20 protein-coding genes are annotated in these 24,327 nt (G+C 54.6%); 11 read left to right on the plus strand and 9 right to left on the minus strand.

The annotated features are described in order from the left end of the window. Positions 1-154 precede the first annotated feature (154 nt). On the minus strand, positions 155-3,958 hold the full coding sequence (putA, locus tag HED22_RS16185) for a bifunctional proline dehydrogenase/L-glutamate gamma-semialdehyde dehydrogenase PutA (RefSeq protein WP_167724129.1): 3,804 nt from the start codon (positions 3,956-3,958) through the stop codon (positions 155-157). Positions 3,959-4,162: 204 nt separating this feature from the next. On the opposite strand from putA, the gene HED22_RS16190 reads away from it, so the two are divergent. Beyond that, positions 4,163-4,636, plus strand: a complete 474-nt coding sequence (locus tag HED22_RS16190; RefSeq protein ID WP_167724131.1) for an Lrp/AsnC ligand binding domain-containing protein — start codon at positions 4,163-4,165, stop codon at positions 4,634-4,636. A 135-nt stretch (positions 4,637-4,771) separates the two neighbouring features. Further along, complete coding sequence (locus HED22_RS16195; protein WP_167724133.1) at positions 4,772-5,404, plus strand: 2-hydroxychromene-2-carboxylate isomerase; 633 nt, start codon at positions 4,772-4,774, stop codon at positions 5,402-5,404. A gap of 11 nt (positions 5,405-5,415) precedes the next feature. On the opposite strand, the gene HED22_RS16200 is transcribed toward HED22_RS16195, so the two are convergent. Continuing rightward, positions 5,416-6,273, minus strand: a complete 858-nt coding sequence (locus HED22_RS16200; protein WP_167724135.1) for a hypothetical protein — start codon at positions 6,271-6,273, stop codon at positions 5,416-5,418. A 340-nt stretch (positions 6,274-6,613) separates the two neighbouring features. On the opposite strand from HED22_RS16200, the gene HED22_RS16205 reads away from it, so the two are divergent. Genes HED22_RS16205 through HED22_RS16225 form a run of 5 tightly spaced genes read left to right on the plus strand, consistent with a single transcriptional unit; the run spans position 6,614 to position 12,485 of the window. Continuing rightward, positions 6,614-8,224, plus strand: a complete 1,611-nt coding sequence (locus tag HED22_RS16205) for a carboxyl transferase domain-containing protein (RefSeq protein WP_167724136.1) — start codon at positions 6,614-6,616, stop codon at positions 8,222-8,224. Between the two features lie 7 nt (positions 8,225-8,231). After that, positions 8,232-9,044, plus strand: a complete 813-nt coding sequence (locus tag HED22_RS16210; RefSeq protein ID WP_167724138.1) for an enoyl-CoA hydratase/isomerase family protein — start codon at positions 8,232-8,234, stop codon at positions 9,042-9,044. 1 nt (position 9,045) lies between these two features. Next, positions 9,046-11,049, plus strand: coding sequence for an acetyl/propionyl/methylcrotonyl-CoA carboxylase subunit alpha (locus HED22_RS16215; RefSeq protein WP_167724140.1), 2,004 nt, complete (start codon positions 9,046-9,048; stop codon positions 11,047-11,049). Continuing rightward, positions 11,049-11,978, plus strand: coding sequence for a hydroxymethylglutaryl-CoA lyase (locus tag HED22_RS16220; protein WP_167724142.1), 930 nt, complete (start codon positions 11,049-11,051; stop codon positions 11,976-11,978). The genes HED22_RS16215 and HED22_RS16220 overlap by 1 nt, the downstream gene beginning before the upstream one ends. A gap of 3 nt (positions 11,979-11,981) precedes the next feature. Continuing rightward, complete coding sequence (locus HED22_RS16225) at positions 11,982-12,485, plus strand: GNAT family N-acetyltransferase (protein WP_167724144.1); 504 nt, start codon at positions 11,982-11,984, stop codon at positions 12,483-12,485. Here HED22_RS16225 and HED22_RS16230 read toward each other — a convergent pair. The 5 genes from HED22_RS16230 to HED22_RS16250 form a co-directional block, all read right to left on the minus strand. Further along, positions 12,482-13,864: an MATE family efflux transporter gene (locus HED22_RS16230; protein WP_167724146.1), complete on the minus strand. Its 1,383-nt coding sequence runs from the start codon at positions 13,862-13,864 to the stop codon at positions 12,482-12,484. The genes HED22_RS16225 and HED22_RS16230 overlap by 4 nt on opposite strands. A 61-nt stretch (positions 13,865-13,925) precedes the next feature. Continuing rightward, on the minus strand, positions 13,926-15,272 hold the full coding sequence (locus tag HED22_RS16235; RefSeq protein ID WP_167724148.1) for a hypothetical protein: 1,347 nt from the start codon (positions 15,270-15,272) through the stop codon (positions 13,926-13,928). Positions 15,273-15,662: 390 nt separating this feature from the next. Then, on the minus strand, positions 15,663-16,190 hold the full coding sequence (locus HED22_RS16240) for a DUF934 domain-containing protein (RefSeq protein ID WP_167724150.1): 528 nt from the start codon (positions 16,188-16,190) through the stop codon (positions 15,663-15,665). Further along, positions 16,177-17,832 carry a nitrite/sulfite reductase gene (locus tag HED22_RS16245; RefSeq protein WP_167724152.1) on the minus strand — a complete coding sequence of 552 codons (1,656 nt, stop codon included), beginning with the start codon at positions 17,830-17,832 and terminating at the stop codon, positions 16,177-16,179. Before HED22_RS16245 ends, HED22_RS16240 begins: the two co-directional genes overlap by 14 nt. An 11-nt stretch (positions 17,833-17,843) precedes the next feature. Continuing rightward, entirely contained in the window at positions 17,844-18,137 is a 294-nt protein-coding gene (locus HED22_RS16250; protein WP_167724153.1) for a DUF2849 domain-containing protein, read from the minus strand. Positions 18,138-18,353: 216 nt separating this feature from the next. Here HED22_RS16250 and HED22_RS16255 point away from each other — a divergent pair, with 216 nt between their 5' ends. Continuing rightward, complete coding sequence (locus HED22_RS16255; protein WP_167724155.1) at positions 18,354-18,770, plus strand: DUF1489 family protein; 417 nt, start codon at positions 18,354-18,356, stop codon at positions 18,768-18,770. A 2-nt stretch (positions 18,771-18,772) separates the two neighbouring features. On the opposite strand, the gene HED22_RS16260 is transcribed toward HED22_RS16255, so the two are convergent. Further along, the gene (locus HED22_RS16260; protein ID WP_167724157.1) at positions 18,773-19,720 is read right to left on the minus strand and encodes a transcriptional regulator GcvA; all 948 of its coding nucleotides are present in this window, start codon (positions 19,718-19,720) and stop codon (positions 18,773-18,775) included. Positions 19,721-19,858: 138 nt separating this feature from the next. Here HED22_RS16260 and HED22_RS16265 point away from each other — a divergent pair, with 138 nt between their 5' ends. From HED22_RS16265 to HED22_RS16275, 3 genes are all read left to right on the plus strand, one after another. Further along, positions 19,859-20,101: a DUF1127 domain-containing protein gene (locus HED22_RS16265; protein ID WP_167724159.1), complete on the plus strand. Its 243-nt coding sequence runs from the start codon at positions 19,859-19,861 to the stop codon at positions 20,099-20,101. Positions 20,102-20,333: 232 nt separating this feature from the next. Further along, the gene (gene ppk2 / locus HED22_RS16270; RefSeq protein ID WP_167724162.1) at positions 20,334-21,386 is read left to right on the plus strand and encodes a polyphosphate kinase 2; all 1,053 of its coding nucleotides are present in this window, start codon (positions 20,334-20,336) and stop codon (positions 21,384-21,386) included. A 123-nt stretch (positions 21,387-21,509) separates the two neighbouring features. Then, positions 21,510-22,379 (plus strand): NAD(P)-dependent oxidoreductase, encoded by an 870-nt coding sequence (locus HED22_RS16275; RefSeq protein WP_167724164.1) that lies wholly within the window; start codon positions 21,510-21,512, stop codon positions 22,377-22,379. 78 nt (positions 22,380-22,457) lie between these two features. Here HED22_RS16275 and HED22_RS16280 read toward each other — a convergent pair whose 3' ends face one another. After that, positions 22,458-23,954 (minus strand): S41 family peptidase, encoded by a 1,497-nt coding sequence (locus tag HED22_RS16280; protein WP_254870147.1) that lies wholly within the window; start codon positions 23,952-23,954, stop codon positions 22,458-22,460. Positions 23,955-24,327: the final 373 nt, after the last annotated feature.

A 24,327-nucleotide genomic window follows, 5' to 3' on the forward strand; every position in this document is an offset into this window, starting at 1 on the left:
CGCAGGACGTCAACTGTTCCAGCCACTATCTATTGCAGCCAATTTTGACGAAAAAAAGCCCGACCTGAGTTCAGGCGAGCACATCCTACATCAGAGATTATGAATAAAATAAAGAAAAATGGACCGGGAATTCCTTCCCGGTCCACTTGGCAGATCAGTCTTCTTCCATCGACATCAGCGATGCGTTACCGCCCGCGGCCGTGGTGTTGATCGTGATCGTCTTTTCAGTCGCAAAACGATGCAGGAACGCTTCATCAGGCAATGCGCCATCATCCTCGGCCCCGCTATCGGAAATCAGCGACAGGATCGCGCCATCGCGCTTGGCCAGAAGCTGCTTGAATGAGGTTACACGATCAAGTGATGCCACACAGGACACCCCGGCGATATCACCATCATACATCGCCCCCAGTCCGGTGTTGGTTCCAACGGCCTTAACAAGCTTTGCCGGAAGACCTGCCTTCTGTGCGAGTGCCGGGATATCAACAAGCCACTTCTGATCGCCAGCAAGAATAACCGCGTTGCTTGCCGCCAGCGCCGCGCCAAGATGACGGATGACCTTTGCCGGTTGCGCATCCTTGTCTGCCTGGATCAGGTAAACTCCACGACCCTGACAATACAGGTCGTTGGTCTCGCCGGTCGGCCCGGGCATCCGGGTCGGCGCGACAAAACCGTTTTCCGAAAGGGCGGCAAAGTTCGCAACATGATCCGCCCCTTCGATCAGGGCCTCATTGCCAGATGCCTCCATCTTGGCAGACAGCTTTTCAAGGATATTGACCCGCGCATTGCCATCTGTTGCCTGCCATTCTTCCTGAGCAGACAGCATCGCGGCATATTCGTTGGTCGCAATTACATCCTTGACGATGATCGGCGCGCGATCATCTGAAACATCATCGGCAGAAATCATATCTGCATGTGCAACCGGCTTGGCAAAACGTTCAACATAGTGCGGGCCACCGGCCTTCGGACCGGTCCCGGATTTGCCCTGCCCGCCAAATGGCTGCACACCAACCACGGCACCGATCTGGTTGCGGTTTACATAGCAGTTGCCAACCCGCAGCTTGTGGGAGATTTCGCGCACGGTCGTATCGATACGTGAATGGATGCCAAGGGTCAGGCCATAGCCAGACGCATTGATCTGATCAAGAATCTTGTCCATATCCCGCGCCTTGTAACGCACCACATGCACAACCGGGCCGAACACTTCACGTTCAAGCACCTCAATCGACGGAATTTCGAAGCAATGCGGGGCAAAGAAGTTCCCGCCTTCGCATTCCGGCAGCGTGTCGCAGGCATGCAGAAGCTTGGCTTCCTTTTTCATGCGTTCGGCATGGGCTTCAAGCACCTTGCGTGATTTCTCGTCAATCACCGGACCAACATCAATATCAAGGAATTTCGGATCCCCGACGCGAAGCTCCTTCATCGCACCGACCAGCATCTCACACAGCTTGTCAGCAATGTCTTCCTGAACAAACAGAACACGCAGTGCCGAGCAACGCTGACCCGCCGACTGGAAACCGGAAATGATCGCATCCTGCACCACCTGTTCGGGCAGTGCGGTTGAATCAACGATCATCGCATTCTGACCCCCGGTCTCCGCAATCAACGGCAACGGAACACCCGGACGCTTTGCCAAAGCCTGGTTGATCAACTGTGCGGTTTCGGTCGACCCAGTGAAGGCCACACCGGCAATGCGCGGATCATTGATCAGCTGATTGCCAATCACGCGCCCCGGACCAGGCACCAGCTGGAACGCGGAGCCCGGAACACCGGATTCAAGGATCAGTTCTGCGGCACGCGCTGCGACCAGTGAAGTCTGCTCTGCCGGTTTGGCAATGACAGCATTTCCTGCTGCCAGTGCTGCGGTCACCTGCCCCAGGAAGATCGCAAGCGGAAAGTTCCACGGGCTGATACACACAATGACGCCACGACCTTCAAGCGGGCTGCCTTCGCGGAAGGTTTCCTCGGCCCGGTTGGCGTAATAGCGGCAGAAATCGACGGCCTCGCGCACCTCGGCAACACCATCAAGATAAAGCTTGCCGGCTTCGCGCTGACAGAGCGCGATGAACTCGTCCATGTTTTCTTCAAGCAGATCCCCCAAACGACGCAGGGCGGTTGCCCGGTCACTTGCCGGTGTTTTGTTCCAGGTTTCATAGCCCTTGACGGCCGCAACCACGGCGGCTTCAACGTCGGCCTCAGTCGCCTGCACAAGATCCCCGACCTTTTCATCAAGCTTTGCCGGGTTCATCACATCAATCGGCGTCCCCGAGACAAGTTTGCCATCAATCAGTGGGGCTGCGTTCCAGGTCTTGTCCTTGATTTCGGCAAGCTTGGCACTGAGCGGCAGCAGCTTTTCGGTGTCTGTCAGGTCAATGCCGCGCGAGTTCACCCGGGTTGCGCCATACAGGTCAATCGGTGCCGGGATCTTCGGATGGCCTTTGCGCGGCAGGGCCGCCATCTTTTCGATCGGATCGGCGATCATTTCCTCGATCGGCAACTGTTCATCCTGAATGCGGTTCACAAAGCTGGTGTTTGCCCCGTTTTCCAAAAGACGACGGACCAGATAGGCCAGAAGGTCTTCGTGGGTGCCGACCGGCGCATAGACTCGGCACGGAACGTTTTCGCCGTTTTTGTCGACGATCTGCTCATAGAGCGCCTCGCCCATGCCATGCAGGCGCTGGAATTCAAAGGTGCGGTCATTGCCCGCCATTTCCAGAACCGATGCCACAGTATGGGCATTATGGCTGGCGAACTGACAATAAAATGCGTCGCGCCGCGACAGCATGTATTTCGCACAGGCCAAATAAGACACATCGGTCGATGCCTTGCGGGTAAAGACCGGATAGCCGTCAAAACCGTTTTCCTGACTGAATTTGACTTCGGTATCCCAATAGGCACCTTTGACCAAGCGCACCATCATCTTGCGCCCGACCTTGGTCGACAGATCCGCCAGCCATTCCAGAACATGATAGGCGCGCTTCTGATACGCCTGAACCGCAAGCCCATAGCCTTCCCAGCCATCAAGGTCAGGATCGGCAAAAACCGCACCAATCACATCAAGTGACAGGTCAAGACGGTTGGCTTCCTCGGCATCGACGGTAAAGCCGATATCGTATTTCTTGGCCAGAAGTGCCAGTTCCTTAAGGCGCGGGGTCAGTTCGGTCATCACCCGTTCGTAGTTGGCAAAGTCGTAGCGCGGATGGATCGCCGACAGCTTCACGGAGATACCCGGGCTGTCAATCGGCCCACGGCCATTGGCAACGCGCCCGATATCGTGAATGGCTGTTTCATAGGCCTTGTAATAGCGATCGGCGTCTTCCATCGTGCGGGCGGCCTCGCCCAGCATGTCATAGGAATAACGATAGCCTTTTTCTTCGTTTGCCTTGGCGCGCTCAGATGCCTCGTCAATGGTGCGACCCATCACGAACTGGCGACCCATGATCCGCATCGCATGGTTAAAGGCCTTGCGAATGACCGGCTCGCCGGAACGGCCGATCATACGTTTGATCAAACGACCCGGGTCGGCTTTTTCCGCCTTGCCGAACTTGATCACCCGTCCGGTCAGCATCAGCCCCCAGGTCGACGCATTGACAAAGAAGCTGTCGGAATGGCCCAGATGGCTTTGCCAGTCGGCGTCAAACAGCTTGTCCTGAATGAGTTTGTCGGCCGTGACCGCATCCGGAACACGCAGCAATGCCTCGGCCAGACACATCAGGATGACGCCTTCTTTGCTGGACAGTTCATATTCATGCAGCAGGGCATCGATACCGCTTTTGCCGTTATCGGCCTCGCGGACGCGCGCGACAAGCTGATAGGCGCGATCCTGAACACGCGCGGTCTGTTCTGGGGAAAGACGCGCCGCTTCAATCATGCGCTCAACGACAGCCTCTTCATCGGCACGATAGGAATCGCGGATCGTCTGGCGAATTTCGTTTGGTTGGGGCAGTTCGGTACGGAACATATTTTAAAGCCTCTCCCTGATATCTGACTTTTGCCAACTCCGAAGAACGCACGTTTTTCAAGCGCTTCGGGGCCTGTTGCACCTCTATGTTGACCGACAATATTATTTCACTCGAAAAATGTGCTGCCAATTTTGCAAAAAATACGATATATCATCCACGGTTTTTACATTCCTGTAGTCATAAACACTGGCTGGATATCGATAATGCAGAAGAACCACAAAAGCCTCGACAAGATCGACAAACAGATCCTCCGCGAGCTGCAAAATGATGGCCGCATGTCCAATGTTGAGCTATCACGCCGGGTCCATCTGAGCCCGACACCGTGCCTTGAACGCGTCCGCCGGCTTGAGCAGCACGGCTTTATTACCGGCTATATGGCAACACTTGACCCGCGGAAACTTAACCAGTCGCTGGTCGTGTTCGTTGAAATCATTCTTGACCGCACCACGCCGGATGTTTTTGACGTTTTCGCCGCTGCGATCAAGAAGCTCCCTGAAATCGAAGAATGCCACATGGTCGCGGGTGGCTTTGACTATCTTGCCAAACTACGCGTTGAGGACATGTATGCTTATCGCGAGTTCCTCGAACGCCTGTCTTCTGTTCAGGGTGTCGGTCAGACTCATACATATGTCGTTATGGAAGAAGTGAAAGTCCGGCCAGGCATTGTCATCCCGTAACCAAAACTAGGATCTGTTAATTTTTTTGTTGATTTGCAACAACTTAATAGATCAAAATCACACCCGAAAAGCAGGCATAAGATCTGCATATAACAATTTCTGGTAGAATCAGTTACAGAAAGCGGGTGCAGAAACATGTCTGAGGTCAGCTTCTATTTTGATTTCTCGTCACCTTACGGGTATCTGGCCGCCGAACGGATGGAAGAGTTTGAAGCCCGTCATGGCGTGACGGTCGTCTGGCGCCCCTTCATGATAGGTGCCGCCTTCAAACAGACCGGGCAAAGCCCGCTTCTGGATCAACCAATCCGCGGTCCTTATTTCCGTCACGACATGGAACGCTGTGCACGCCTGCAAAACGTTCCATTCAGCATCCCCGAAAACTTTCCCTATGCGGCCCTGGTACCGACCCGGGCTTATTACTGGATTGAATCGCGCTCGCCGATACTGGCGCGCAAGTTCGCCAAGGATATTTATCGCGGCTATTTCGCTGATGGACTTGATATGTCCAACCCGGAAAATGTTTTTGCCGCCGCAACCCGCCACTCGATCAATGCCACTGAAATGCGTGCCGCTGTCAAATCCCCGAAATGGAAAGACCACGTGCGCACTGTCACCGAAGACGCAATCAATATGGGGGCCTTTGGCTCGCCGTTCTTCTTCTATGAAGACGAACCCTTCTTCGGGAATGACCGCATTGATCAACTGGCCCAGTGGATTTCACTGCGTAAGGGGGCCGCAGGCAGCTTGATCGACACCCCTTCGGATTAGTACGCAGACTTCTAATCCAGCAAATGCTGCTGCGCTTTCTCTGCCGACATCCAAACGCTGGCATTATGATCAAGTGCTTCGCGCACATCACTACGCGCCAGTAGTTTGTCTAGCAAAGCAACCGCTTGCTTGCCCCAGTCGTTCTTTGCACATGCCACATGATAGTTGATTTTCGCGGCGGCCTCGCGAAACGGATGAGTGACGATCATTGGCGTTTGGTCATCCTGAAGCTTGAGTTTCCGGTTCACAAATAGCCACGTAATGACCCATGGCGGTGCGAGTGAAAAATCCACCCGCCCGATTTCAATCATCGATAAAATCGGCTCGATAAAATTCGGCGTCGGATGAAGAAGCACACCAGACTGGTCTGAATGGTTTTGGATAACCTCGTCAACGCCGTCGCCATAGGAAATGCCGGCCCCGACCCCGACCACAAAGCCATCATCAAGCAATTGCTGTAGCGAGACATCTTCATCAATTTTGTCGCGCAACTTCCTGTTGCCGGCGGCATAAACCAGGTGACTGCTGTCAAGCACGGCGCTTGGAAGGCTGGTAAAATAGACAAACTCTTCACGTTCCGATGTCTTGATCATGCCGGGCACACAATAGTTCCCTGATTGTATCAGGGCATATAAACGGGCCATATTCGCGTGGCCCTCAATCTTATCGGGATCAGGTTTGCGCCCCAAAAGGGCTTCGAGAATACCACCATGCAGCCCTTTGCCAGCCAAGGGACCACTCGTGATACCGATCGGCGGAACATCTGCCTTAAGCCAGTGAATGTCGTGCAATGGATCAAGCTCGTTCGCGGACACATCCGCAGCAGCAAAGATCAGAAACCCAATTCCTAACGCGGTCCTTAACAACATTCCTCGTCCAGTCGCCTTCAAAACCAACTCCACAAACCGATGGTTCTTTTCCCAAACAATATGCGCATTTCAGGAGAGTATTACAGCCTCCAAGCCCCCTAAGGCAGGCCCCGAAAGGAAAAGATTTCCACGGAATGCAATTGCGGAAAACCTATGTGATACAGGTAAACAAAACACCACCAAAAGGGCTTCTGTATCGACATTCAGGATAATTTACATAAATTCGGTACTGAAATACCTATTTAATATTGACGTTTACGTAAACTTCACCCATAACAACAGTCATAAACACCCTGCACGCGGGCCGGTTTGCCCACAACAAAAACGGTGAAAACGGACGATGACGGTACTGAAATCTGCGGTGAACGCTCGTTCAGAAGAATTCCGCAACAATGCCGACCACATGGAAAAGCTGGTTGCCGATCTGAAAGACCAGATTGCAACCGTCAAACTCGGTGGCGGCGAACGCGCACGCGATCGTCATACCGGACGCGGAAAGCTTTTGCCACGTGAACGTATTCGCCAGCTTCTTGATATTGGCTCACCGTTTTTGGAACTTTCCCAGCTTGCCGCATATGGCATGTATGGCGATGAGGACGTTCCGGCGGCCGGCATCATTACCGGCATTGGCCGCGTATCAGGTGTGGAATGCGTGATTGTCGCCAATGATGCGACGGTCAAGGGTGGCTCTTACTACCCGATGACGGTCAAAAAGCACCTGCGCGCGCAGGAAATCGCGCTGGAAAACAACCTGCCCTGCATCTATCTGGTCGATAGTGGCGGGGCCAACCTGCCCCGGCAGGACGATGTTTTCCCCGACCGCGATCATTTCGGCCGCATCTTCTTTAATCAGGCAACCATGTCATCCAAGGGCATCCCGCAGATCGCGGTTGTCATGGGGTCCTGCACGGCGGGTGGCGCCTATGTCCCGGCGATGTCAGATGAAAGCATTATCGTCCGCAAACAGGGCACGATTTTCTTGGGTGGTCCGCCGCTGGTGAAGGCCGCGACCGGCGAAGTTGTCTCGGCCGAGGATCTGGGTGGTGCTGATGTTCACTGTAAAACATCAGGTGTCACCGACCATTACGCACAGGATGACAGCCACGCGCTGTCGATTGCGCGTGATGTGGTCAAAAACCTGAACTGGACGAAAAATCCCGGCCTGACGCTGACCGAACCGCGCACACCGGCCTATGACCCGCGCGAGATTTATGGCGTCGTCCCCTCTGACACCAAAAAGCCCTATGACGTGCGCGAAATCATCGCCCGCATCGTCGATGGCTCCGAGTTCGATGAATTCAAGGCGCAATACGGCACGACCCTTGTCACCGGCTTTGCCCGCATCTTTGGCTATCCGGTCGGCATCATTGCCAACAATGGTATCCTGTTCTCTGAAAGTGCGCTTAAGGGCGCACATTTCATCGAACTGTGTGCACAGCGCGGCATTCCGCTGGTGTTCCTGCAAAACATCACCGGCTTCATGATTGGCCGCAAGTATGAAAGTGGCGGCATTGCCAAGGATGGCGCGAAACTGGTCACCGCCGTTGCCACCGCCAATGTCCCCAAATTCACCGTTCTGATCGGTGGTTCATTTGGCGCAGGCAACTATGGCATGTGCGGCCGTGCGTACAGCCCACGCTTCCTGTGGATGTGGCCCAATGCCCGCATTTCGGTCATGGGGGGTGAACAGGCGGCAAATGTCCTGACGCAAATTCGCGCCGATGCCATGGAAAAACGTGGTGAAACCTGGCCTGAGTCCGAACAGGAAGAATTCAAGGGCCCGATCCGCCATCAATACGAAGAACAGGGTCACCCCTATTACGCATCCGCCCGCCTTTGGGATGATGGCGTGATTGATCCGGCGGATACGCGCATGGTTCTGGGCCTTGGCCTATCGGCAGCACTCAACAAACCGGCCGAAGAAACCCGGTTTGGCGTCTTTAGAATGTGAGGTGACCATGAACAATGTAAACACCGATAACATTTCAGACGCAGCACTTTGTGAAATTGCCCCCAATGGCGTGGCAACCATCACATTGAACCGCCCGGACATTCACAATGCGTTTGATGATGTCCTGATTGCCGATCTGACCGCCAAGATCGAAGCCCTTGATGTTGATCCTGCGGTGCGGGTGATCATTCTGACCGGGGCCGGAAAAAGCTTTTCGGCCGGGGCGGACCTTAACTGGATGAAGCGCATGGCAGGCTACAGCCATGCTGAAAACCTTGCTGACTCACAGGCACTTGCCAAGCTGATGAAGGTTTTGAATTTTGCGTCAAAACCAACCATCGCACTGGTCAATGGCGCTGCCTTTGGCGGTGGTGTCGGTCTGGCGGCCTGCTGTGACATCGTGATTGCGTCTGACCGTGCCAGTTTCTGCCTGTCCGAGGTCAAGTTGGGCCTGATCCCGGCGGTGATTTCGCCCTATGTGGTCGAGGCCATCGGGGTCAATCAGGCGCGGCGTTATTTCCTGACCGCTGAACGGTTTGATGCCAAGACCGCCCAACAGATCGGGCTGGTGCATGAAATCACCTCAACCGATGATTTGGCTGCCCGCGGACAGGAAATGGCAAAACTCCTTCTGGCCAATGGCCCGGATGCGATGCATGCCGCCAAGAACCTGATTTACGCCGTTGCCAACAAGCCGATTTCAGACGCCGTGATTGATGACACCGCGCAGCGCATTGCCGATCAACGTGCAAGTGCCGAGGGCCGCGAAGGTGTCGGTGCCTTTCTGGAAAAACGTCCCGCGAACTGGAGCAAGAAATAACATGCCGCGCAAACTTCTGATCGCCAACCGCGGTGAGATCGCCTGCCGCGTGATCAAGACCGCCCGTCGCATGGGAATTGCCACTGTCGCCGTTTATTCCGATGCCGACGCCGATGCTTTGCACGTCAAACACGCGGACGAGGCCTACCATATTGGTGCCCCTGCCCCCAAGGACAGCTATCTGCGCACAGACCGGTTGCTTGAAGTCATCGCGCAATCGGGTGCGGATGCTGTTCATCCGGGTTACGGCTTCCTGTCGGAAAATGCAGGTTTTGCCGACGCGCTGGAAAAAGCCGGATGTGTCTTTGTCGGCCCACCGGCCAGCGCCATACGCGCGATGGGATCAAAATCAGAAGCCAAGAAAATCATGGGCAAGGCCGGTGTGCCGCTGGTGCCAGGCTACCACGGCGAAGATCAGAACCTGGACTTGCTCGCGGCCGAGGCCGAAAAGATCGGCTATCCGGTATTGATCAAGGCCTCCGCCGGTGGCGGCGGCAAGGGCATGCGTGCAGTTGAAAACGCATCTGATTTCAAGGAAGCACTCGCCAGCTGCAAACGCGAAGCCGCCAGCAGTTTTGGCGATGACCATTGCCTGATTGAAAAGCTGATCGTCAAACCACGCCATGTTGAAATTCAGGTCTTTGCTGATGCCCATGGCAACGCGGTTTACCTTTTTGAACGCGACTGTTCTTTGCAGCGCCGCCACCAAAAGGTGATTGAAGAGGCCCCTGCGCCAAGCATGAGCGAAGAACTCCGTGCCCGGATGGGCAAGGCTGCCGTCGATGCCGCCAAGGCGATTGGCTATCAGGGGGCTGGCACGGTTGAATTCCTGCTTGATGCATCGGGTGCATTCTATTTCATGGAAATGAACACCCGCCTTCAGGTCGAACATCCGGTAACCGAAAAGATCACCGGCGAAGATCTGGTGGAATGGCAGTTGCGCGTGGCAGACGGTGAAAAACTGCCCAAGGCGCAGGAAGAACTTTCCATCAACGGCCATGCCTTTGAAGTCCGCATCTATGCCGAAGACCCGCAGAATGATTTCCTGCCGGCAACGGGCAAGCTTGTGCATATGCGCATGCCGTCTGAGACCGATCATGTCCGCGTCGACACCGGCGTCTATGAAGGCGGCGAAGTATCCATCCACTATGACCCGATGATCGCGAAACTGATCACGTGGGATGTGGACCGTCCATCGGCCCTGCGTCGTATGGCGTCCGCCCTTAATGATGTGCAGATCGTCGGCGTCACCACCAATACAGGCTTCCTTGGCAATATCGCCCGTCATCCGGCGTTTGAACGTGGCGAAGTCGAAACCGGCTTCATCCCGAATTATCAGGATGACCTGATCCCGGCACCCACCACCCCCGATAACGAGGCACTGGCCTTTGCCGCCCTTGATATTCTGCTGACCCGCGATGCCGAGGCCATCAAACACGCCGCCCAAAGCAGCGATCCCTATTCGCCCTGGCACAGCACGGCAGGCTTCCGGCTGAATGACGACAACCACCATGACCTGATCCTGCGTCATGACGGGTCGGATTTGCTGGTGAAGGTGCATTATCGCGCGCAGGGTTATGTCATCGACATGCCCGATGGTAGCGCTATCATCGCCAGTGCCGAACATGATGAAAATGGCGCCATCGTTGCCCGGCTTGATAACGTCCGCAAACGGGCCACTGTCCTGCGCGATGGCAATCGTCTGATGATTTTCCGCGATGGCCGTTCAGACCGTCTGGAGATTTTCGATCCACTGGCCGCGGCCGGTGGCACCGAAGGCACTGGTGGTGGCCTGACCGCACCAATGCCGGGCAAAATCATCGCCGTGATGACTGAGGCCGGTCAGTCGGTAACGGCGGGCGACAAGCTTGTCGTCATGGAAGCCATGAAAATGGAACACACCATCTCCGCCCCTGTCACCGGCACGGTCAAGGAAGTGTTCTTTGGCGTGGGCGATCAGGTTGATGACGGTGCCGAGCTGATCGCGATTGAGGAGGCCGAATAATGGCCCTGATTTCGGATCTGCCCCAAAGCGTGAAAATCGTTGAAGTCGGTCCGCGTGACGGCCTTCAAAATGAAAAGGCGATGGTGCCGACCGCAACCAAGGTCGAGCTGATTCATCGCCTTAATGATGCAGGCTTATCGGTGATCGAAGCCACCGCCTTTGTCAGCCCGAAATGGGTGCCGCAAATGGCAGATGCGCCCGATGTCATGGCACAAATCACCCGCAAACCCGGTGTCACCTATCCGGTTCTGGCCCCGAACATGAAGGGCCTTGAAGCCGCGATTGCAGCAGGCGCAACCGAGGTTGCCGTCTTTGGTGCGGCATCGGAAAGCTTCTCGCAGAAGAACATCAATTGTTCGATCTCTGAGAGCCTTGATCGGTTCCGCCCGGTCGCAGATGCCGCCCGCGAAGCGGGACTTGCGGTACGTGGGTATGTATCGTGTGTTTTGGGCTGCCCTTATGAAGGTGACATTGCCCCGCAACAGGTCGCAGAAGTCGCACGCGCCCTTTATGACATGGGCTGCTATGAAGTCAGTCTGGGCGACACGATTGGCACCGGCACCCCCGCCAAGGCGCAGGCGATGATCACCGAGGTCGCCAAATACATCCCCGTCGAACAGCTCGCCGCACATTTCCACGACACCTATGGTCAGGCGCTGGCAAACCTTTTGGCCGTGCTTCAGATTGGTGTCGCCACCATCGACAGTTCAGTGGCTGGTCTTGGCGGCTGCCCCTATGCCAAGGGGGCCAGTGGCAATGTCGCGACCGAGGATGTCGTCTATATGCTGAACGGGCTTGGCATTGAAACCGGCATTGATCTTGAAAAGCTTGCCGAGACAGGAAGCTGGATTTGTGATTTGATAGGAAAATCAAGTGCATCGAAGGTCAATCTGGCCTTGGCAGCGAAAAGATCACCAATCGGGGACTAAGGGATGGGCCCGTCAAAATACAGCTTCAGACGGGCAACCCCAAACGACCTGCCGATGATTGGCCGCTGGTTGCACGTGCCAGAAGTTGTCCGCTGGTGGGGCGACCCGGCAGAGCAGCTTGAACTGATTTCCGAAGATGTCGAACTGGCCGAAATCGCAACCCTGATTGTGTCTTACCGCAATCGGCCTTTCGCCTTTGTGCAGCATTACGACGCCCATAAATGGCCACAGGCGCATCTTGATCCCCTGCCTGAACATACCCGTTGTCTGGATGCCTTTATCGGCGTGCCGGACATGATGGGCTGCGGGCATGGGCAGATGTTTTTGAAAATACTGATCGGTCAGTTGTTTGAGCGTGGCGCACCGATGATCGGCATTGATCCCGACCCCAAAAATGAACGCGCCATTCGCTGTTACGAGGCCATCGGTTTCATCGCAGGACGGGAATACGAAACAGCCGAAGGGCCATGCCTTCTGATGACGCTGTCACCTGAAAAACCCGCCTAACTGACTTTTGGCTGCTGCGTGGCTGGAATGGGCTTTGTGACGGAAGAATTCAACGATCCGCGCTGGGATGCCAATCGATAACTCACAATACCGGTCAAAAGCCCAAACAACACAATCCCGCCTGCCTGCCCCCAAAGCACGCCTACAGCCCCGAAATAGATGCTGCCCAGCCATACCAGCGGGATCACGCCCAATAGCTCCTTGGCAAGATCGGCAATCATCGCAAGGTTCGGGCGCCCGGTGACGTTAAAGAAGGTGTGTGATGAAAACTGCAGCCCCAAAAACATGTAAAGCGGTGCAATCGCAGTACAAAAAACACTGAGCAAATATGCCGTATCAGGTGTTGCCCGAAATAGCGCGGCCAAATGGTCTGAAAGCAAAAACAACAACGCCGACACCATCAGACCATAGACAACAATCAAGCCCCAGACAGTATGCCAGATGGCGCGCACACGGTCACTTCGGCCTGCGGCAAAGTTTTGCCCGATGATGGGGCCGATGGCCTGTGGCAAAGCCATGAAACCGACAAAGGCAAACGGGGCGATCCGTTCAATGATGGCCATGGCCGCGACCGCGTCAGAACCATATTTCGCCACGGATGCCATGATAAATCCGCTGGCCATTGGCGGCCCGATTTTTGCCAACCCGACCGGAACGGTAACCTTGGCGATATCAGCCAGATCGCGCACAAACAGCTTGGCATCGAAGTGACCCAACATGTGATGCACGTTGCGCACCCCGTAAAAGGCAATGCCCATGATGACAACGCGCGAGATTACGGTTGCCCAGGCAGCACCCTCAACACCCCAACCGAAGCCAAAGATAAAAATCGGATCAAGACCCCCATTGGTAACGGCACCGGCAATCTTGGCCCACATGGATCGTTGCTTGGCCCCGATTGCGCGCAACAAGGCTCCTGATGACATGCTCAGCACCAGAACCGGCAGACACAGCATCACGATTTGCAAATAGCTGGTGCCCAGTGCATGCGCGCGGCCATCCGCCCCCAAAAGGGTCAACATGTGCGGCGCAGCCCACCACAGCACGATTGTCATAAGTACGGAAAGACCAAGCCCGAACACAAGGATATGGGTCGCAAGAATACGGGCGCGTTCCCGGTCACCCTGCCCCTCCGCCCGGGATACAAGGGCCGTCATTGCAGTCGAAATACCAAGCGACACGGCAAGTGTGAAAAAGATCAAAGGCCAGGCAAAGCCAAGCCCGGCCACCACATCAACATCGCCCAGAAGGCTCAGAAAAAACAAATCAAGCGCATCGACCAGCACCATCGCCACCAGCGCAAGCATGCTGGTATGCGCCATGGAAAAGATATGGCGCAGGATAGACCCGTTGACGAAATATTGCGGCTGCAATGACATGTCTTGTCGTTAGTCCACATGGTAAGAGACTGCGTGCAAAGCGCAGCACCGAAAACGACGATCAGTCGTTCTTGAATGACCGTGCCGAGGTATCCGCACTTGCCAGAAACTTGTGGCGGCGCGACCGGGCATCATTCTGCTGCCCCTTGAAGCTGTCCTCAGGCGCGCTGGTTTTGGGAACCGCCATCAAGTCCGTTCCGGCCTTCCATTTCGCAGCAATCACACTTGGATTATCGGCACTGAATTCATTCAGGCGTCCGATCACCCGATGCTGGATTGTGGCTGCTTCGGGGAAGGTCTGATCGGTCCAGAACCTTTTGCGTGGCCGGAAATAGCCGACTTCATCAAGGAACGAGACCCCAAAATAGTGACAGGACTCAAGCGAGTTATAGAAACGCTTGTCAAAAACAAAGCTGCCATCTTCACGCATCGACGTGTTCAGACACCATTCAAGCATATGACCAAGCTGCTCGGCTGCAAATACCTGCTGGGCATCTGTCATGCGGCCCCAACCGTGACGGAAGATTTTGGCGACATCGTAATTGTTGTGGTTGTTGAACTTCCCGCGGCTACGCCAACCAAGCGGGTATTCCGCGTCACGCCGATCAAAGGTTGTTCGAATGATATCGGGCCAATGACGGACATCCCCCTTGCGATAGGAAACAATGTGGAATGTGTAGCTCAGATCATCATAACGATGGATCGCCCCATCCGATGAATACCACGGCCCCCAATATCCGGTTTCCGGGTTTTGAATATCATCAAGGAAATCCGTGAAAGCCTTGATATAGGCGTCATCAAGCTCAATACCACGGACATTCTGGCGGGCGAAATTACGTAGACGCGGCTTAAAGCAAAGCTGTGCCAGACAACACAGGACAGAGCCAAGCTCATCACGCTTGTTGCGCCCGGTTGCAGCAATATCCGACACCAGAAGGCTTTCAAGATAATCGCGCATCTTGGGTATCGTCGAGACCGGTTCAAGAAAATGCAGTGGATGGCGCGGTGCACGTCGTTCAATTGCCAGTTCGTGCAAACGAACGATGGTCGCATCAAACTTGTGATGAAATTCGGTATATTGCCAGCCCCACGATCCATCGACAGCGGATTGCCGCGCGACATAGCTTTGATCGGCGTCGTCAAAACTGTTTTCAAGCCGAGTTACCAGATCATCAAGACGCGGCCAATAGGCGGTATATCGCGCAAGCCACTTGGCATAGATGTAAAGCTGCTGTGAGGCCAGCATGGTGCGGCTGAACTCGCTGAAGCGGCGCAATATGCCCGCCATCTTGCCAAGGTGGTCTTTGTATTTTTGGGCCCTGTCATGATAGCTGCGATCATAGCGGGTAAAGTCCCGCGCAATCACACATCCATCTGGCGCATCGATCCATCCCGGACCTGATTTCATTCAAAACCCCTGCCAACCAAACCAAACACGAAATTCCGGTAGAACTGCATGTTACGTCGTTTTGTTGTCCGAAACATGGCGGCACCAATTGTGGATTTTCCCCGCAAAGGTTGTTCAGACGCCACGCATTGACATCCCTAAGTGTATATCGAATTACGCAGCAAAATAACACCCTTTTGGATAATCACTTATACGATTTTCAATACTTAAGAATATACTTAAAATTCTACTACTTGTGCGTATTCAAGCGGCCTGCAGGCCCCGCCGAGAGCTTCAACGCCAACCCAAAGTTGGCATCCGACAAAAGAAAAGGGCGCCCAAAAGGGCGCCCTAAAGCCTGAGAATATTGCTTGGTCCGTAGTGCCGTGACGCTGCAATCCTATGGCAGGATTACGAGGCCTTCTGTTCCAGTGCTGCACGGCGGCGCTCACGCAGCGACTGTGCAGTAGCGCGTCCATCGCCGGTCGGCTGATAATAGACCGTCATTTCCTTGAGTGCTGCGCGCACCTTGTCCAGTGCGACTTCACCGTCAACCTGAAGGTCATAGGCATCAAATCCGCAACGATGCATCAAAAGGATCTGATCGCGCAAAACATCGCCAACCGCACGCAGTTCGCCAGTAAAGCCCATGCGTTCGCGCAACACGCGGCCATAGGAGTATCCACGACCATCTGTGTAGGCCGGGAAATTAACCGTGATGATCGACAGGCGATCGATATCACCAGCCAGATCTTCCGGGGTATCGCCCGGATTAAGCTCTACGCCAAGGCCGCCATTGCGGCCCAAAAGGCTGTCACGCTCTTCCTTGAACCGTGCCAGCGGCACAATGATGTTTTCATCACTGGATGGCAGGTCACCCTCGGCGTCAACCGTGATCCATTCCTGTTCGATCAGGCTGTCATTCTTAACGATCGCCATAAAGCACCTCCTTGAACGGGTCCATGCCGACACGACGGTATGTGTCAATGAACCGTTCGCCGCCGTCGCGGATATCAATATATTTGGTCACAAGGCTTTCGATGGCGTCGACAACTTCGGCTTCTGAGAAACCGGCACCGGCAATTTTACCAATCGAGGCATCCTGGCTGGCATCGCCGCCCAGCGTGATTTGATAGAATTCCTTGCCGCGCTTATCGAGACCGAGAATACCGATATGCCCGACATGGTGATGACCGCAGGCATTGATGCAGCCGGAAATCTTGATCTTGAGTTCGCCAATATCATGCTGACGATCAAGATCGCCGAACCGTTCGGAAATCCTTTGCGACAGCGGGATCGACCGTGCAGTTGCCAAGGCGCAGTAATCAAGGCCGGGGCAGGAAATGATATCGGTCACATAGCCCAGGTTGGCCGTGCCCAGATCGGCCTTGTCCAGCTCGCTCCAGACCGCGAACAGGTCGGCCTTTTTGACATGCGGCAGAACAAGGTTCTGTTCGTGGGTCACACGCACATCGCCAAAGCTGTATTTTTCCGAAAGATCGGCAACCAGTTCCATCTGGGTATCGGTTGCATCGCCCGGAATGCCGCCAATCGGTTTCAGCGATACGTTGGCAATCGCATAACCCGGCTGTTTATGCTCGATGACGTTCGAACGCACCCAGTTGGCAAAACGACGGTTTTCGGCCTTGTGACGTTCAAAATCGGCATCGTCGTCAGAAAGCGCCTCGAACGCTGGCGGCGCGAACTGTTCAATGTAATGCGCGATTTCGGCATCATCGACGCGCAACGACCCGTCCTTGATCTGCGACCATTCCTCTTCGACAAGCTCGCGGATCTTATCAATGCCTTCCTCATGCACGAGGATTTTGATACGCGCCTTGTACTTGTTATCGCGACGGCCAAAGCGGTTATACACACGCAGGATGGCCTCAAGATAAGAGAACAAATCGTTCTTGCCGATGAAATCACGGATGGTCTTGCCGACAAACGGCGTGCGACCAAGACCACCGCCAACAAGCACTTCAAAGCCGGTCTCGCCCGCTTCATTCTGATGCATGCGCAGGCCGATATCGTGCACCTTGACCGCAGCACGGTCGTTGGGGGATCCGGTCACGGCGATCTTGAATTTACGCGGCAGATAGGTGAATTCCGGGTGGAAGGTCGACCACTGACGGATCAGTTCGCAATAGGGGCGCGGATCTTCGATTTCATCGGCTGCGGCACCGGCATACTGGTCGGTCGTGGTATTGCGAATGCAGTTGCCCGATGTCTGGATGGCATGCATTTCGACCTTGGCAAGGTCAAGCAGCGCATCAGGAATTTCATCAAGCTTTGGCCAGTTGTACTGAATATTCTGACGGGTGGTGAAATGGCCATAGCCCTTGTCATAGACCCGCGCAATCATGCCAAGCTGGCGCAGCTGATCAGCGCGCAACGTGCCATAGGGCACGGCAACACGCAGCATATAGGCGTGAAGCTGCAGATACACACCATTCATCAGACGCAGCGGGCGGAACTGTTCCTCGGTAATGTCACCGGCAAGGCGGCGTTTTACCTGTTCGCGGAATTGCTCGGTACGTTCAAGAACAAGCTGGCGGTCAAAATCGTCATAACGATACATCGGGGCTCTCCTTATACCGCCTGATAGCCGAGGTCTTCGCGAACACTCGGACCTTTGGTGCGCAGAACTTCGCGGTATTTTGTCGGCACAAGATCCGTGCCCTGCTGTTCGACATCAATCAGATACGGCCCGACAATCACGATATCGAGTTCGGGCGCACTCGCCTCAGCCAGAAGCGCGTTTGCAGCTTCCTTGTCTTCGGCGATGCGGGCATCGTTGATGTTTTCGCTCCAGCCACCATCACTGGTCAGGAACACCACCAACCCGTCTTCCAGACGGTTTGCCGTGACAACTTGCAGGGACATTCGGTTCTCTCAGCCTGTAAATCTCTCGGGTTTGGCCCTGTCATGGACCTTTTCTGCACCAGAATTTGGCTGATTACCTCTTATTGGTCAAGTTTTTTTGTGAAATATGATATATTACACTAATTTTTGTGTTTTAATAATCCGCTATTGACCGCTTGGCGTACGGGTTCTACCTCATCAGTCATTGGACACCACCGCACAAGAAACCTTCCTGATATGCCTTTGAACATCATCAAACTGAGTGTCGGAACAGAAAGCCCCGAAAGCCTCAAGGAATGGCAGACCTATTTTCAGGCCATGCACGGGCGAATATTCCACACCACGCGCATGACGCCAAAGCGCAAGGCGGAGATCCTTGATGGTGGATCGATTTACTGGGTAATCAAGGGGGCTGTACGCTGCCGCCAGCGGGTCATCGATCTTGAGGAATTCGTCAATGAAGAAGGCACGAAATACTGCCGCATCGTTCTGGATGACGAACTGATCGCCACCCGCCCCTATCCGCACCGCGCGTTTCAGGGATGGCGCTATTTCCCCGATGACAAATGCCCGCCCGATGACAAGCTGGGCGGCGACACCGACGCCCTGCCCGATGACATGGCCGATGAGTTGCGTGACCTTGGGCTGATCTGAACTCAGTCCTTTGCAGGCGGGGCCGCGTCATCAGAATCAATTTCACTCAAGGTTTCCGCCACTTCGTTTTTAAGCCAGCTCACAAATGCCTTCACGCGTGGGCGCCGCAGGTGCTCCTCGGGGTAAACCAGATAATACGCCCCGCTTGAAGCAACAGTTTGCGCAAACGGACGCACGAGATTTCCCGCTGCCAGATCAAGGGCGGCAAGGCTTGTGCGGGCCATGGCGATTCCCTGCCCCATCAGAGCGGCCTGAATGACCATATCGCCGGAATTAAAGCGAAGACCGCGACTGACATCGACCCCTTCGGCACCGACGCCCTTCAGCCAGAATTCCCAATCTGCGGCATGCGGATGATCAATAAAGGTCGTGGCGTCATGAAGCAATTGGTGACAGGCAACGTCTGAAGGTACCTTCAAATCCGGATTTGCCTCAAGATATGCGGGGCTGCAGACCGGGAAGGATTCGTCACGCATCAGCATTTCACACACCAACCCCGGATAATTTCCGCTGCCAAATCGCACGGCCAGATCAATCCCCTCTGTTCGCAGATCGACAAGCCGATCATCGGCGTGGATGCGCACGTCAATATCCGGGTACGCTTCGCGGAAATGCCCCAGACGCGGCACCAGCCACTTCACCGCAAAACTCTGCAAGACACTGACCGTCACCACACCGGTTTCCTCAACCAGCATCAGGCGCTCGATCTCGTCTGCAATCCTTGAAAAACCCGCAGTGGTCGCCTGGGCCAGTTGCGCGCCCTCTTCGGTCAGATGGATCTGGCGTGGCAAACGATGAAACAGCTTGAAACCAATATATTCCTCAAGCTGGCGGACCTGCTGACTGATGGCCCCTTGGGTCACGAAGAGTTCTTCGGCCGCCTTGGTGAAGCTCAGATGGCGGGCGGCGGCATCAAAGGCGCGTACGGACTGCAAGGGCGGAAGCCGCATGGATATTACTCCAAAATCATGAATTAGAATTACTAATCCATCTGATCAGAAATACTCGTTTGTCGTACCTAAAATATAGCCGCAATATGGTTTCAACAGCAAACATTGCATTAGCAATATTAACTCATGGAGAGAATGATGGCTTATTCACTCAGCCCTGCTCCGTCTGCCGTGGAGCGCCAGCCCAAAGCACATGTCCGCCCATTTATCACCAACATTTTCGGTCGCCTGAATGATTTTTCAAACCGCTTTGCACGGTTGCTTGCCGTCCGCGAAGAACGTCGAATGCTGCTGAAGATGACTGACGCGCAGCTTTCGGACATTGGCATCACCCGCGCCCAGGCCGAAGAAGAATACCGGCAGTCTTTCAAACTGCGTTAATCCCGCACGGGATCTGTCCTGCCCCGCCCCAACGGAAAAACGCAAGACAGATCCACCCTTCGTGCCACCGCCCCCCTTTGGCCCGGTCAATGCCCTCACATTGACCGGGTTTTCTCATGCGCCACGCCATCAACATTCATATTCGCGATAATTTGATCCATTGCATTGAAGCAAATTGAATAATCCCGCAAAGTTATGGCTGTCTCTGGCCACAACCGACGGGAACCGGCGTATGACTGCGGAAAAGAAAGCGCCCAAAAAATCCGACAAGCTCGCCAAGTATGACGAAAGTGATGTCTTGGGTGTTGCAACGCGACGTACCGCCAAAAACCGATCTGCCGCCAACCGGACGGACGCCTTATCGACACTCGATACCGAGGCAAAGGACAGGTTCTTGCTGGACTCGGAGAACATGACGATGGATCGCCTTGACGATTTTCCGTCAGGTTCCAGCAAGGCAACCAGTCAAAATCTCAGCAACATTCCAAGCGATGCATTGCCGCCCGATATCGACCTGAATCCCAAAGCACGTGCAAAGAAGATGCGCGGCAAGCAGTATCTGGAACTGATTGCGCCGCTTCATATTGAACTTCTGAAACTGCAGAACTGGATCAAGGCGGAAAACCTCAAATCCCTGATCATTTTTGAAGGGCGCGATGCCGCAGGCAAAGGCGGCACGATCAAACGGTTTACCGAACACCTTAATCCACGTGGTGCGCGCATTGTCGCCCTTGGCAAGCCAAATGACCGCGAACTGACGCAATGGTATTTTCAGCGTTATGTCGAACATCTACCAAGCGGTGGGGAAATGACCCTTTTTGACCGATCCTGGTACAACCGTGCCATGGTCGAACGGGTTATGGGCTTTTGCAGCATGTTTGAAGTAAGCGAATTCCTGCAATCCGTACCCGAACTTGAACGGATGCTGATCCGGTCAGGCATTCACATGACAAAGTTTTATTTCTCGGTCAGCAAGAAAGAACAGGCACGTCGCTTCAAGCAGCGTCAGACCGACCCCCTTAAACAATGGAAACTCAGCCCGGTTGACCTGGCCTCCCAAAACCTTTGGGATTCCTATACCGAGGCCAAGCGCGACATGTTCTTCCATACTTCCACCACGGACAGTCCGTGGGTGATCGTGAAGTCCGATGACAAGAAACGTGCCCGCATCAATGCTATTCGTTTTTACTTGTCGCAGTTCGAATACCCCGGAAAGCGCCCGGAAATCCTTGTTTATGACCGCCGGATCATTCACAGCGTGGCCGAGGAACTTGATGAGGACTGACAAGCCACCTCATCCTCTGGTCTTCCAGATCGTGAAAACATTGTCTCGGTAACACTTGCGTTCATTGACATTGCCCGCGCTGCAACCTTTACTGGCTTCATATAAACCTTCGGGAGGCAAACAATGGCGAAATGTGCATTTATCGGTCTGGGTGTCATGGGATATCCGATGGCCGGTCACCTGCAAAAAGCAGGTCACGACGTTACCGTTTATAACCGTACCGCGGCAAAGGCGGAAAAGTGGGTATCCGAATATGGCGGATCATCCGCCCCGACCCCGGCCGAGGCCGCAAAAGGTGCGGAGTTCGTCTTTTCATGTGTTGGAAATGATGACGATCTGCGCAGTGTCATGCTGGGCGATGGCGGCATGTTTGCAGGAATGGACAAGGGATCTGTCCTGATTGACAACACGACCGCATCCGCAGATGTTGCGCGCGAACTTTATGCTGCGGCAAAGGACAAGGGCATCTCATTTATCGACGCCCCGGTTTCCGGTGGTCAGGCGGGTGCAGAAAACGGTGTTTTGACCGTGATGTGTGGCGGTGATCAGGATGCATTCGATCGCGCAGCCCCGGTCATTGATGCCTTTGCCAAATCCTGCAAGCTGATGGGTGAAAGTGGTTCTGGTCAGCTGACCAAGATGGTTAACCAGATCTGCATTGCCGGTCTGGTTCAGGGCCTTTCCGAAGGGGTTAATTTCGGTGTAAAGGCCGGCCTTGATATGGAAAAGGTTCTTGATGTGATTTCCAAGGGTGCCGCTGGCAGCTGGCAAATGGAAAATCGCGGCAGCACCATGGTTGAAAACAAGTTCGACTTTGGCTTTGCGGTTGACTGGATGCGCAAGGACCTTGGCATCTGTCTTGAAGAATCCAAACGCAATGGCGCGCGCCTGCCGGTCACCGCCCTTGTTGACCAGTTCTATGCCCAAGTGCAGGAACGTGGCGGCAACCGCTGGGATACCTCAAGCCTGATTGACCTGCTGTCGCGCGGCTAAGCGGCCAGCAACTCGATACAAAAAAGCGCGGCCCATATAGGCCGCGCTTTTTTCATGGATACTGTTTCAGACGCCAGATCACAGGCCTGCACGCAGAAGTGGTTCCACCTGATTACGATAATTTGCCAATGGGCCTTTATCGAAATAGCCGACCGCGCATTCAAGAACGGAATCCCGAATGGGCTCCTCACCCTCCGTCAGGTTTTCTTCAAGATTGTCACGGCTGGATTTTCCAAGACGTTCGATTTCGATATCCTGCTCGCAGCTTTTGGCTTCAAGGGTCGCCAAGGACTGACGCGGGTCACGACGGCGCGACGGCAATGCGTGCTCAAGATCGATTTCGCGTTCAAACTCTTCGGCATCTGCCAGTGTGACTTCGATATCGGGAATCACACCATGGCCCTGAACGATATGGTTTTCCGGCGTGGTGTAATACCCCGTCGTGACCTTAAGGCCGCCGCCAGAGGTCAGCGGCATGATGCGCTGCATGGAGCCTTTGCCAAAGGATCGCTCGCCAATGATGATGCCGCGGCCGTTTTCACGAAGGGCAGCTGCCATCAGCTCCGCCCCTGAAGCCGAGCCGCGATCAAGCAGAATCGCCATCGGCACGTCTTCGAAGAAATCAGACCGGTCGGCCTCGTAACTCCGCAATTTACGCTCGCCACGTCCTTCGGTCGCAACGATCAGCCCGTCACTGAGGAACTGGTCTGCAATATCAGCCGCACTATCAAGAAGCCCACCAGGATTGCGGCGCAAATCAACGATGATCCCACGCGGTGATGCAATTCGGCCTTCAAGTTCCTGCAAGTATTCCTGCGTCTGATCGAGTGTCGAGGCATCGAAACGTGATACCCGGATGTATCCGATATCCTGATCAATGATGCTTGCCGTGACGGATGGAACCTCGATGCGTGCACGCTTCACCGTAACGTCAAAGCTGTCTTCGACACGCTTGATCGTCAGGGTCACCGGATCACCAACGCGCCCACGCATCCGCCGCACAGCCTCGGAAATCGGTTCACCGACCATATGATGGCCATCAATGTGGGTGATACGATCATCGGGTTTCAGACCGGCACGCGCCGCAGGCGTGTCGTCAATCGGGGAGACAATACGAATACGCTTTTCATCGTCCAGTGCAATAACGATCCCGACACCTGCAAAGCTGCCCTCCGTGCTTTCCTGCAGACGGCGGAACATGTCATCCGTCATATAGGCGCTGTGCGGGTCGAGATCGTGCAGACTGTCATCAAGGACCGCACCGACAACACCGACAGGCGACGTATCATCGGTTTCAAGATCGCCCAGCATGGCGATGCTGTTATCGATAAACGCCATACGGTCGATTTTCTCGACATAGGTCTCAGAAAGAATAACGAGTGCTTCGACGTAAAGCTTGTCGGCATGGGCAAACTGTTCATCGCTCGCACCCGCCGTCACGCTGGTGCGGTAGGCATCAAGAAATCTGCGTTCTTCATCGCTTGGCCATGCCGGTCCGGCACAGGCGACCAGTCTTGTTCCGGCGAACGAGATCAGCACCGCAAACAAAATTGGCAATATTCCTTTACGCAGCAACAGCTTGCTCCTGTCCTTCGGTTTCTTCGAGCGAATCTATAACCCGATGTCATTCGATCATGTTTGACGGCAAGTCTAGCCTGCCTGTTTTCGATTGGCGACCCCTTGGCGTGCAATAGAGGTCAGATCACGCAACTTTTACCTGACCGATGGATCAAACTTGGGGCTTTGCAACATATCGGAAGCGTTTTGGCTTTTCGCCAGTGGCAACCTGCAGAACACCAAAACTTAAACCAGTGCTGGATACATCCATTTGCCGATCGGTACGAAACAGACTCGATCTTGCGCCATCAGATCGTTATGCTACGCAGAAATAAAACAAGGTTGGCAAAAAGCTGACTGTTCCGAGCGGGCGGCTCACATTTCAGGGAGA

The organism is Thalassospira sp. HF15 (genome assembly GCF_011806525.1).
GTDB lineage: Bacteria > Pseudomonadota > Alphaproteobacteria > Rhodospirillales > Thalassospiraceae > Thalassospira.

Excerpts from the sequence above, each read along its gene's own strand:
- putA (WP_167724129.1), bottom strand. The coding sequence starts at position 3,958 with ATGTTCCGTACCGAACTGCCCCAACCAAACGAAATTCGCCAGACGATC.
- HED22_RS16190 (WP_167724131.1), top strand. The coding sequence starts at position 4,163 with ATGCAGAAGAACCACAAAAGCCTCGACAAGATCGACAAACAGATCCTC.
- HED22_RS16195 (WP_167724133.1), top strand. The coding sequence starts at position 4,772 with ATGTCTGAGGTCAGCTTCTATTTTGATTTCTCGTCACCTTACGGGTAT.
- HED22_RS16200 (WP_167724135.1), bottom strand. The coding sequence starts at position 6,273 with ATGTTGTTAAGGACCGCGTTAGGAATTGGGTTTCTGATCTTTGCTGCT.
- HED22_RS16205 (WP_167724136.1), top strand. The coding sequence starts at position 6,614 with ATGACGGTACTGAAATCTGCGGTGAACGCTCGTTCAGAAGAATTCCGC.
- HED22_RS16210 (WP_167724138.1), top strand. The coding sequence starts at position 8,232 with ATGAACAATGTAAACACCGATAACATTTCAGACGCAGCACTTTGTGAA.
- HED22_RS16215 (WP_167724140.1), top strand. The coding sequence starts at position 9,046 with ATGCCGCGCAAACTTCTGATCGCCAACCGCGGTGAGATCGCCTGCCGC.
- HED22_RS16220 (WP_167724142.1), top strand. The coding sequence starts at position 11,049 with ATGGCCCTGATTTCGGATCTGCCCCAAAGCGTGAAAATCGTTGAAGTC.
- HED22_RS16225 (WP_167724144.1), top strand. The coding sequence starts at position 11,982 with ATGGGCCCGTCAAAATACAGCTTCAGACGGGCAACCCCAAACGACCTG.
- HED22_RS16230 (WP_167724146.1), bottom strand. The coding sequence starts at position 13,864 with ATGTCATTGCAGCCGCAATATTTCGTCAACGGGTCTATCCTGCGCCAT.
- HED22_RS16235 (WP_167724148.1), bottom strand. The coding sequence starts at position 15,272 with ATGAAATCAGGTCCGGGATGGATCGATGCGCCAGATGGATGTGTGATT.
- HED22_RS16240 (WP_167724150.1), bottom strand. The coding sequence starts at position 16,190 with ATGGCGATCGTTAAGAATGACAGCCTGATCGAACAGGAATGGATCACG.
- HED22_RS16245 (WP_167724152.1), bottom strand. The coding sequence starts at position 17,832 with ATGTATCGTTATGACGATTTTGACCGCCAGCTTGTTCTTGAACGTACC.
- HED22_RS16250 (WP_167724153.1), bottom strand. The coding sequence starts at position 18,137 with ATGTCCCTGCAAGTTGTCACGGCAAACCGTCTGGAAGACGGGTTGGTG.
- HED22_RS16255 (WP_167724155.1), top strand. The coding sequence starts at position 18,354 with ATGCCTTTGAACATCATCAAACTGAGTGTCGGAACAGAAAGCCCCGAA.
- HED22_RS16260 (WP_167724157.1), bottom strand. The coding sequence starts at position 19,720 with ATGCGGCTTCCGCCCTTGCAGTCCGTACGCGCCTTTGATGCCGCCGCC.
- HED22_RS16265 (WP_167724159.1), top strand. The coding sequence starts at position 19,859 with ATGGCTTATTCACTCAGCCCTGCTCCGTCTGCCGTGGAGCGCCAGCCC.
- ppk2 (WP_167724162.1), top strand. The coding sequence starts at position 20,334 with ATGACTGCGGAAAAGAAAGCGCCCAAAAAATCCGACAAGCTCGCCAAG.
- HED22_RS16275 (WP_167724164.1), top strand. The coding sequence starts at position 21,510 with ATGGCGAAATGTGCATTTATCGGTCTGGGTGTCATGGGATATCCGATG.